Source organism: Aquitalea sp. S1-19 (assembly GCF_024343515.1).
Genome location: NZ_RJTZ01000110.1, coordinates 1 through 9,603, shown reverse-complemented (window position 1 = coordinate 9,603; position 9,603 = coordinate 1). Strand labels below are relative to the sequence as shown.

Sequence of the window (9,603 nt, the reverse complement as noted above, 5' to 3'; positions counted from 1 at the left end):
GCTCGGTAATGGCAATATCACGAGACGCAGAAGCCGCGACATCCTGCCGTTGCCAGTCTCCCTTGTACTGGATGCTCATGGTCGGCTCCAGCGTCAGCTCGAATGGCGGCGTATCCGACTTGGTGCCACTAAACAGGTACTTGCCCTGACCGTCCGCACTATTGGCAATCCCGACCAGGCCTTTGACCTGCTCCTGCAACTGGGTACGCAAATAGCTGCGATCCTCATCCGTCAATGAGGCATTACCTGCCTGAATGGCCAGATTCTGAATACTTTGCAGGACCTCCCCTCCACGGAACAGATATTCCTCGGATAAAGCAAGCGTCGACTCTATAGTCCGGGTATTGATCATCATCTGATCATTGCGCGATATGGACTGACCCAGATTGATCAATTGGGCGGAGGCAACCGGATCATCCGATGGGCGGTTGATGCGTTTAAGCGATGAAAGCTGTTCGTTCAGGCTGGCCAACCGTGCCTGATTGCTGCTAAGGCTGTAATTGGTGGCGATATATTGGGAATTAGAGCTGATACGCATGATGCAATACCTCTGTTAGCGCATTTGCAGCAGATCGGAAAAAACCTGCTGTGCAATCTGGATGACCTTACTGGACGCCTGATACGCTTGCTGAAAACGGATCAGGTTGGCCGCTTCGATATCGAGGTTAACGCCGGAAAAATTTTCGCGTGTCACATAGGTTTCCTTCAGGCTCACGGCCTGAGCCTGTGCGGCAATTTTAACTTCATTGGTTTTGTTACCGACAAAGCTGACCAGCTGACCGAAAAAGCCCTGAAAGTCCGTCGTTTTTCCTGCCATATCCCCCGGATTGAAGTTACTGATGCCATCGGGGGTACTGCTCATTGTCTTCTTGGTCTGAATTTTGACCATCGCCAGCATATTGCTGTTGTCAGATGGTGTGAAATCCGATGGCCCCGATCCGATAGTAAAGCTCTTGCCAGCAGCAAGCTTGGCCGGATCAGCCGCAAAACCGACCACCTGCTCACCTGCACCATTCATAATGCGGTAACCGTTTTCAGGCGGATTAGCCGCCTCTACCGTATAACCTGACGGCGCAGACCAGCCGCTTCCATCCCAGCTAATACTGACGCCTGCGGCCGGCACATTCCCTACCGGATCGCCATAAGGCGCCCACATGGCGGCGATCCCTCCGGCCTCAGGCTTGACTGCAAAACCGGAGTTGGCATCCTTCCCCAGAGCCTTATTCGAAATAATCAGGGTCGCGGCATTCTCGCCCATGCCCTCGGCTTTGAATTCGACAACCAAAGACGGATCGGTATCGCTAGTCAAAACATATCCGCCCGGCACGCCTGGCGCATCGCTCACGGTATAGCCTTCGGCGGTGAATGGCGGCTTCGCATCCGGAACATACTTGAGTTCTATCGGCCCGGGCAAGGCGGGTATGGCAGCCCCATTACTGCCTTGCGCAGATTGCCACACCGAGGAAATCGTCGGTTTGAGCTTGCCATCCAGCGGCAGCGAAGCCTTAAGCGAAGAGCCCACCGCCAGTTTTGACGGGTCGGTAATCACGACCGAAAAATTTGCTGCCGCATCGCGGTAGCTTTTCATCTGCGTTTCCAGTGTCTGGAAAGTCGGTGGCACAGTTGGTGGCTGAATCTCTTCACCTACCGGCAAGGGCCGAAACGCATTGAGGCTTTTGAAGATATCGCCACCGGGCTGGTTATATAGGTCGCGCCCGGTACTCGACTGGCGGTTGAGCTGATCGGCCACCTCGATCACCAGACGCCCCAAATCCGCCTGCGAGCGGTTGAGTGCCTCGGCCTTGCTATTGATCAAACCGGAGAGCGAGCCGCCTTCGAATAAGCGGTCGGGAATACGGACCGTCCCATTACTGCCGGCATAGGCAATTTCCAGTTTCTGCGGGTCATCCAACGATTCAACGACTTCCAAAGGAAAGTGGTCGCCAGAAGCCACCAGCGCCTGACCGCTACCAATCGAGACGGTATAGCGGCCATCCGATTGTACGGTCACATCGGCCTTCACCAGACGGTTCAGATCCAGCACCAGCTGATCCCGTTTATCCATCAGATCATTGGGAATCGCTGCGCCCTGACCCAGGGACTGGATCTGCACATTGATTTCGGAAATCTGCTTGCCGATGGCGTTGATCTGGCTGACGCTGGAGCGGATCTGGGTATTGATACCGGTACGCAATTCTTCAAAACGGCCATTCACCAACTGCACCCGTCCGGCAAATGCTTGCGCACTATTGACCACGGACTGGCGCGCCGGAATGGAGTCCGGCGTCGAATTCAATGCCTGCATGGATTTGAACAAATCGGACATACTGGAACCCAGACTGGTGGCGTCATCCCCCAGCAAATCTTCCAACTGCGACAAATACGACATCTGCGTCGTCAGCTTGCTGTCCTGCGTCGTCGCAGTCGTCAGCTGACGTTCCAGATAGCTGTTGTAGACGCGGTTCACCGCCGTCATCTCGACCCCGCGCCCGACAAAGCCATAGCCTTCGAAGCTGGGCATTTGTGCGGCCTGACTCACGCGCTGACGGTGATAGCCGGGAGTATTCACGTTGGTCACGTTCTGGGCTACGGTGCTGAGCGCAACTTGAGCAGCATTAAGCCCAGACAAACCGATATTGAAAATAGACACGTTATCTCCTTCATCACACTCTGCTTATCGACCAGTTCGGCAGAATGTTTAGTATTTATCCCTGCTTGGCGCTACGCGCGACAGCCAGCAGTTTCTGGGCGTAGGAAGGGTCGGTCGCATAGCCGCCCTGTTGCAGCGCTTTGCCATAGGCGGCGGCATCTCCTCCGCTACCCAGCGCCCCCTGATAACGTGGGCTGCTCTGTATCAGGCGGGCGTAGTCGTTAAACGCCTCTTGCAAAGACCCGTAGGCACGGAAACTTTCCACCTGTTTTTGTGCCTTGCCACCGACAAATTCTGTGGTCAGCGTCGCGACGCTATCGCCCTGCCAGCTACCACCGGCCTTGATGCCGAACAGGTTGTAGCTCTCGCGCCCGTCCGGATGACGGATGGCACGCTTGCCCCAGCCCGACTCCAGCGCGGCATGACTGACAATCAGGTGCGCATCGACCCCCAGTTGCGCGGCCGCTTTTTGTGCATGTGGCAACAGGGTCTCCACAAAGGCCCGCGCCTCGCGCGGAATGGCAACCTGGCTATCAGCAGACATGGCCGCCGGCTCGGCTACGGTCTTAACTGCCAGGCGGGCACGCTCAAGCGATTGCAACAACGCAGATGGCAAGGTAGATGCAGGACTGGCCAAACGCTGCACCTCCCGCGCAGGCATATCAACTTGGGAGAGCTTGCCTATCTCGCGTGCCAGCATATCCCCCATGCCGATGCCACCCGAGCCCACCATGGCCTGCACCATCTGCTGGTCCAGCATGCCGCGCCAGGTCTGCATATCCGAGCTGTCTTCCTCGCCGCCAAGATCAGTCGCCCGCATGGAGCGCACCATGGTCTCCATCAGCATGGATTCGAACTGGTGGGCAACCTGCCGTATACCCTCTTCCGGGCTCTTGCGGGCAATATCGGCCAAGCGGCTGGCACCCGACGGGTCGAGTGCCAGCTGGCGGGATAAATCGGTAGCGGGATTAAGGGATGACACGACGGACATACAAGCTCTCCTTATTGCACCTAGTCATGCAATAATAGTGCCAACTATCAAATAATCTGCAATTCAGCCTTGAGGGCACCGGCGGCCTTCATTGCCTGCAGAATGGAAATCAGGTCTTGCGGGCCGGCGCCCAGCGAATTAAGCGCAGCGACCACACGAGCCAGGTCGACACCGCGCGGCACGCTGATCACCTTGCCGCCATCGGCCTTGATATTGATCTCAGCCTGATTGGTGACAGCGGTCTGCCCACCGGCCAAAGCACCGGGCTGACTTACTTGCGGGGTATTGCTGACCGTGACCGACAGATTACCGTGCGCTACGGCACAGGGCTCCAGCGTCACCGTCTGGTTCATGACAATGGAGCCGGTTCGGGCATTAACGATCACCAGAGGGGAGGCTTTTGCCGGTGTGACGGCAATATTTTCCAGCCGTGCCAAAAACGCCACCCGGCTATTGCTGTCCTGCGGCGCGGAAACTTCGACCAGCCGTCCATCTATGGCACGCGCCACGCCTCCGCCAAACTCGCGGTTAATGGCCGACACCACACTATTGGCAGTACTGAAGTCGGCCTCGTTCAGTTCCAGCTCAACGACACCCTGACTGGATGCCACCGGCGCATCACGCTCTATGATGGCGCCACCGGGTACCCGCCCGACCGACAGATGATTGACCTGTACGCTGCTACCCGCCGCCGAAGCCCCCACACCGCCGACAATCAGGCTGCCTTGTGCCATGGCGTAAATCTGCCCGTCCACGCCCTTGAGCGGAGACAGCAGCAAGGTACCGCCACGCAGGCTTTTGGCATCGCCCAGCGAAGAGGCGGTGACATCTATCTTCTGCCCGCTGCGGGCAAAGGCCGGCAAGGTTGCGGTCAGACTGACTGCGGCGACGTTTTTCGGATCCAGCTTCATGCCTTGCGGAATCTGCACCCCGAGCTGGTTAAGCATATTGCCCAGCGACTGGGTGGTGAAAGGAGACGAATTACCCTTGTCACCACTGCCATCCAGACCCACCACCAGACCATAGCCGATCAACTGGTTCTGGCGCACACCGGCAATACTGGAAATATCCTTCAGCCGCTCGGCCTGTGCCGTCAATGGCAGCATCAGTGCCGCCAACAAGGCAAAAATCACATTACGCACAAGCACTCCTAGAACGGCAAGATGGTCAAAAAGAAACGCGACAGCCAGCCGGTCTGGTTAAACAGGCGGTTACTGCCCTGATTGACCTGTTCGATGCGCGCATCTGCCATGCGCGTCGACGACACCACATTGCCCTTCTTGATATCGCGCGGATTGATCACCCCCGACAGCCGAACCACTTCCAGCTCCTCGTTGATTTTCATCTGCTTCTCGCCGCTCACCGCCAGATTGCCGTTGGCCAGCACATCGATCACCGTCACCGAGATCGAGCTATTGAAGGAGCTGACATTGGTATTGCTGCCCTTACCGTTACGGCTGGCCGAACCGCTGCCATTCAACGATGTGCCACCCAGCTTGTTTTCCAGATAATTGGAGAAAAAAGGGATATTGATACTGGCGTCGATGCTGCCCTTGATACTGGCGTCGCGACTACCCTTGGACTCCTCGCTCAGGGACGAGCGGGTATTTTCCTCGATCTGTACCGTCAGGATATCACCCACCCCGACCGGCATACGATCTTCGAACAACGGACGAAAGCTGGCCTGCTGGAAAATGGAGCCATTGGCAGGCACAGCCAGCGGCACCGGCTGCGGGCGCACCGACACCGGCTGCTGCACGATGGAAGGCGCTTGCACCGCACACGCCGACAACGCGCACAAAGCCAGCGCCATGACCAGCCGCCTTACCCAATACTGATTCATGAACTGCCTCTACTTATTTACAACTGCGCCACACGCTGCAGCATCTCGTCAGCGGTCTTGATCGCCTTGGAGTTCATTTCAAATGCACGTTGCGCCTGAATCATATTGATCAGCTCTTCGGTCACATTGACGTTGGAGTCTTCCAGATAGCCCTGACTGATCTTGCCCCGCCCCTCCGTCCCCGGGTCGCCCTCGATCGCGGCACCGGAAGCTGCGGTTGGCAGGTACAGGTTTTCACCCAGACTCTCCAGACCCTGCGGATTGATAAACGACGCAGTCTGGATGGTGCCGGCCACCACCGGGTCAGGGTTGCCCTTGATAAAATACTGCACCACACCCGAATCGGAAATGCTGACCTGGGACGCATCGGATGGAATGGTAATCGCCGGGTCCAGCGCATAGCCGGCCGAATTGACGATGGTGCCTTCTTCATTGCGCCTGAATTCACCGTTACGGGTATAGCCTGCTATCCCGTCCGGCATCTGGACACGAAAGAAACCATCGCCAACGATGGCCATATCGAAAGTCTGTTCGGTCCGCACCAGATTACCCTGCGAGTGTATGCGGGCAGAAGCCACCGCCGCAGAGCCGGTACCCACCTGCAAACCGGTCGGCAAGGTGCCGCCACCGGCGATCTGGGAGCCGGGCTGGCGCAGCGTCTGGTAGTACAGGTCTTCGAATACCGCGTTGGAGCGTTTGAAGCCCTTGGTATTGACGTTGGCCAGGTTATTGGAGGTCACGTCCAGCCGGAACTGGCTGGAATCCATGCCGGTTTTGGCGATATACAACGAACGCATCATGATGCGGATTCCTTATCTGGCGGCTTAAGCGTTCAGCGACAACAATTGTGTCGCGCGCTGGGCATTCTGGTCGGCGGTCTGCATCAGCTTGACGTGCAGATCATAGTGACGGGCATGGCTGATCATCTGCACCAGTGATTCAACCGCATTGACATTGGAGGCTTCCAGCGCACCGCTGACCACTTTTACATCGGGGTCGGCCACAGCCACCGCACCGCTGTGCTGACGGAACAGGCCGTCCTCGCCCTTGTACACGGCACGTGCGCCCGGGTTGACCAGCTTGATACGTCCGACTTCCTGCGGGTTACGATCCCCGCCTTCGGTCGGCACCGCAGACACCGAACCATCCTTGGCAATCAGCACCCGGCTATTGGGCGGCACCTGCAAAGGTCCGGCCTCGCCGATAATCGGCAGGCCGGAACGGGTACGCATGGTGCCGGCTTCGTCGAGCACATAACCACCATCGCGGGTGTAGGCCTCGGTTCCATCCGGTGCTGTTACGGCAAAAAAGCCATCATTGGCCAACGCAAAATCGCTCTCGTTGCCGGTTTGCTGCAAGCTGCCCTGCGACAGATCGTGCCCCACGGTATTGTCGACCTGATAAACGCGGGTAGGCGAACCGTCGCCCACCACCGGCAAGGCGCGGAACACCACCTGGTCGGCCTTGTAGCCATTGGTGTGGACATTGGCCAGATTTTGCGCCGTGGTCGACTGTTGCCATTCGACGTGTTTGGCACCATTCATGGCCAGATACAGCATGCGATCCATCGCCTAGCTCCTCAATGCAATCAGCGGATATTGATCAGCGTCTGCAATACCGTGTCCTGCGTCTTGATGGTCTGTGCATTAGCCTGATAAAAACGCTGCGCGGTGATCATATTGACGAGTTCGGTGGTCATGTCGACGTTGGAGTCTTCCAGCGCCGCCCCTTGCACATAGCCGACATTGCTGCTGCCTGGCGTATTGATCTTGGCACCGCCCGAAGCATAGGTTTCGACCCAGCGATTATCACCAACCGGCTGCAAGCCTTGCGCATTGGCAAAATTGGCCAGCACCACCTGACCGATAATCTTGGTCTGGCCATTGGAGTAACGCGCCTCGACATAACCTTCCTTCGAGGTACTGACGCTGGAGAGCACGCCGTCGGCCCAGCCATCGACGCGCTGCTCGGCATTGGCGTACGGGCCAGCATTCTGGGTGAAACCGGTCATTTCGACCGCGATACTCAAGGGCGCACCACCACTGGTTACCGCCTGACTCAGCGTAAATTTACCGTTGGGTGCCACAATCTTACCGCTGGAGTCGAACTGCAGCGTCGTTGCTGCGACAGGCGCGCCTACCGTCGCAGGCGGCACCGGTGCCGCCGTAGCAATAGCGCCACCGTCTACGCTGCTATAGACATCCCATTCCAGCGACTTCACCCCTTCGGTTGCCGGTGGCACGGGAGCCGCATCGGGCTTACGCACATAGTAGAAGCTCACCTGGTGACTGACGCCGAGACTATCGTAGGCTGTCACGGTATTGGTGTAGTTGTAGCTCTTCGGGTCGGGCGTATTCGAGCCGGGAGAAACATTGGGAAATGCCTTGGCCGGCGGCTCGGCACGCGCATCCAGATTAGAGCCCAGAATCATGCTACTAGTCGCCTTGGCACCGATATTAGAAGTATCAACACGCAAAGGCTGCGGCGGCCCTGCCACCACCTGCCCCTTGTCATCCACCCCGTAACCGGTCAGATAATGGCCGGCATTGACGAAGTAACCCTCGCGATCGAGCTGAAACTCGCCATTGCGGGTATACATTGCCTGCCCGTCGGCACCCTGCATGCGAAAAAAACCCTGACCGGTAATCGCCATATCCATCGGGTTGCCGGTACTGGTCACCGGCCCCTGGTTGAACTGCTGGGTGACCGCCACCGTACGCGAGCCGATACCGGTCGCACTGGCCGATACACCATACATACTCGCCGCATACAGATCGGCAAACTCTGCGCGTGCCTTTTTAAAACCCACGGTGCTGGCGTTGGCCACGTTGTTGCCGATTACATCCAGCTGTTTGGATGCTGCCCCCAGACCGCTCAAACCCTGCTGAAAACTCATGTCTCGCCCCTATTGCCGTATTCTTGTGTACGCCGCGCTTAAACGATCTGGATGATTTCACCCAGACTGGTGCTCTTGCCATTGGCCAGCATCAGCATCGGAACACCCTGCTCCCAGGTCACGCCAGTCACCTTACTGAAACCCAGCGGGTTCGCTTTCACGGCCACACCACCATTACTGGCCTCGACTTTGAAACTGTACTCGCCCTCGGGGAGTTTATTGCCGCTACCATCAGTGCCGTCCCACTCGAACTTGTTGATACCGGTTGTTGGTTTGTCGATAGCGATGGTACTGACCACATTGCCATCCTTGTCCGATACCGTGACTGTCACCTTGTCGGCCGGCCCGTTCAGCTCGACCGCACCATTGGCCTTGCCGCCTTCACCCTTGAGATGCAGCGCATTGCCATCGGTCATCACATCCTTGCCTATCATGGTCGCCGCCATCATCGACTGGTTGGCAAATTGCGACTGCAACAGCATACCCATGGTCTTGTTCATATTTTCCATGCCGGTAACGGTGCTGATCTGCGCCATCTGGCTGGTAATCTGGGCATTGTCCATCGGGTTCAACGGATCCTGCGCCTGCAGCTGTGTCATCAGCAGCTTGAGGAAACGATCCTGAATCCCCTGAGCGGAATTGGCATCCGCTTTCGAGCGACCCGCATTCCCGGTTTTATTCAGGTCGGAAATCATGTCCTGATTGCTGACAGCACTCACCATGGCTCAAGCCCTTTCTTTTATTACTGCCCCAGCTGCAGGGTTTTCTGCAGCAGGGTCTTGGCGGTATTCATGACTTCTACGCTGGTCTGGTAGGAGCGCGAGGCCGAGATCATATCGGCCATCTCCTCCACCGGATTCACATTGGGCAGTTTCAGATAACCCTTCTCGTCTGCCAACGGATGTGAAGGGTCGTATTTCAGCCGGAATGGCGACGTGTCCTCGACGATCTGGGTCACGCGCACACCGGCCACTTGCGGCTGGCTGGCTGACACCGGCGTCGCCGAAAACACCACATGGCGAGCACGATAAGGCTCGCCGGTCGAACTGGTGGCGCTCTCGGCATTGGATATATTACTGGCGACCAGATTAAGGCGTTGCGATTGCGCGGTCAGTGAAGAACCGGCAATGGTAAATACATTGGAAAGCGACATTTTTATTGACCACCCTTGATTGCGTCGGCAAGGCCGGTGATGCGGCGATTGAGGAATGTCAGCGTACTCT

10 protein-coding genes are annotated in these 9,603 nt (G+C 57.3%); all 10 read right to left on the bottom strand.

Annotated features, from left to right (window positions below):
• Positions 1-538, bottom strand: a 538-nt coding sequence (gene flgL / locus EGI20_RS14395; protein ID WP_498632309.1) for a flagellar hook-associated protein FlgL, incomplete at its 3' end; no start/stop codon positions are given.
• Between the two features lie 15 nt (positions 539-553).
• The gene (gene flgK, locus EGI20_RS14390) at positions 554-2,650 is read right to left on the bottom strand and encodes a flagellar hook-associated protein FlgK (RefSeq protein WP_498632308.1); all 2,097 of its coding nucleotides are present in this window, start codon (positions 2,648-2,650) and stop codon (positions 554-556) included.
• 55 nt (positions 2,651-2,705) lie between these two features.
• Positions 2,706-3,641, bottom strand: coding sequence for a flagellar assembly peptidoglycan hydrolase FlgJ (gene flgJ, locus EGI20_RS14385; RefSeq protein ID WP_498632306.1), 936 nt, complete (start codon positions 3,639-3,641; stop codon positions 2,706-2,708).
• A gap of 47 nt (positions 3,642-3,688) precedes the next feature.
• Positions 3,689-4,783 carry a flagellar basal body P-ring protein FlgI gene (locus EGI20_RS14380; RefSeq protein ID WP_498632304.1) on the bottom strand — a complete coding sequence of 365 codons (1,095 nt, stop codon included), beginning with the start codon at positions 4,781-4,783 and terminating at the stop codon, positions 3,689-3,691.
• Positions 4,784-4,791: 8 nt separating this feature from the next.
• Positions 4,792-5,484: a flagellar basal body L-ring protein FlgH gene (locus EGI20_RS14375; RefSeq protein ID WP_498632302.1), complete on the bottom strand. Its 693-nt coding sequence runs from the start codon at positions 5,482-5,484 to the stop codon at positions 4,792-4,794.
• A 17-nt stretch (positions 5,485-5,501) separates the two neighbouring features.
• Positions 5,502-6,284: a flagellar basal-body rod protein FlgG gene (flgG, locus tag EGI20_RS14370; RefSeq protein WP_498632301.1), complete on the bottom strand. Its 783-nt coding sequence runs from the start codon at positions 6,282-6,284 to the stop codon at positions 5,502-5,504.
• 24 nt (positions 6,285-6,308) lie between these two features.
• Positions 6,309-7,052 carry a flagellar basal body rod protein FlgF gene (locus EGI20_RS14365; protein WP_498632299.1) on the bottom strand — a complete coding sequence of 248 codons (744 nt, stop codon included), beginning with the start codon at positions 7,050-7,052 and terminating at the stop codon, positions 6,309-6,311.
• Between the two features lie 20 nt (positions 7,053-7,072).
• Entirely contained in the window at positions 7,073-8,380 is a 1,308-nt protein-coding gene (gene flgE / locus EGI20_RS14360; protein WP_498632298.1) for a flagellar hook protein FlgE, read from the bottom strand.
• A 38-nt stretch (positions 8,381-8,418) separates the two neighbouring features.
• The gene (locus EGI20_RS14355) at positions 8,419-9,102 is read right to left on the bottom strand and encodes a flagellar hook assembly protein FlgD (RefSeq protein WP_498632295.1); all 684 of its coding nucleotides are present in this window, start codon (positions 9,100-9,102) and stop codon (positions 8,419-8,421) included.
• Positions 9,103-9,122: 20 nt separating this feature from the next.
• Positions 9,123-9,533: a flagellar basal body rod protein FlgC gene (gene flgC, locus EGI20_RS14350; protein ID WP_124734360.1), complete on the bottom strand. Its 411-nt coding sequence runs from the start codon at positions 9,531-9,533 to the stop codon at positions 9,123-9,125.
• Positions 9,534-9,603 lie beyond the last annotated feature (70 nt).

What these genes read in the sequence shown, in the direction of transcription:
- flgG (WP_498632301.1), bottom strand. Translation starts at nt 6,284, where the DNA reads ATGATGCGTTCGTTGTATATCGCCAAAACCGGCATGGATTCCAGCCAG.
- EGI20_RS14355 (WP_498632295.1), bottom strand. Translation starts at nt 9,102, where the DNA reads ATGGTGAGTGCTGTCAGCAATCAGGACATGATTTCCGACCTGAATAAA.
- flgE (WP_498632298.1), bottom strand. Translation starts at nt 8,380, where the DNA reads ATGAGTTTTCAGCAGGGTTTGAGCGGTCTGGGGGCAGCATCCAAACAG.
- flgJ (WP_498632306.1), bottom strand. Translation starts at nt 3,641, where the DNA reads ATGTCCGTCGTGTCATCCCTTAATCCCGCTACCGATTTATCCCGCCAG.
- EGI20_RS14365 (WP_498632299.1), bottom strand. Translation starts at nt 7,052, where the DNA reads ATGGATCGCATGCTGTATCTGGCCATGAATGGTGCCAAACACGTCGAA.
- EGI20_RS14375 (WP_498632302.1), bottom strand. Translation starts at nt 5,484, where the DNA reads ATGAATCAGTATTGGGTAAGGCGGCTGGTCATGGCGCTGGCTTTGTGC.
- flgC (WP_124734360.1), bottom strand. Translation starts at nt 9,533, where the DNA reads ATGTCGCTTTCCAATGTATTTACCATTGCCGGTTCTTCACTGACCGCG.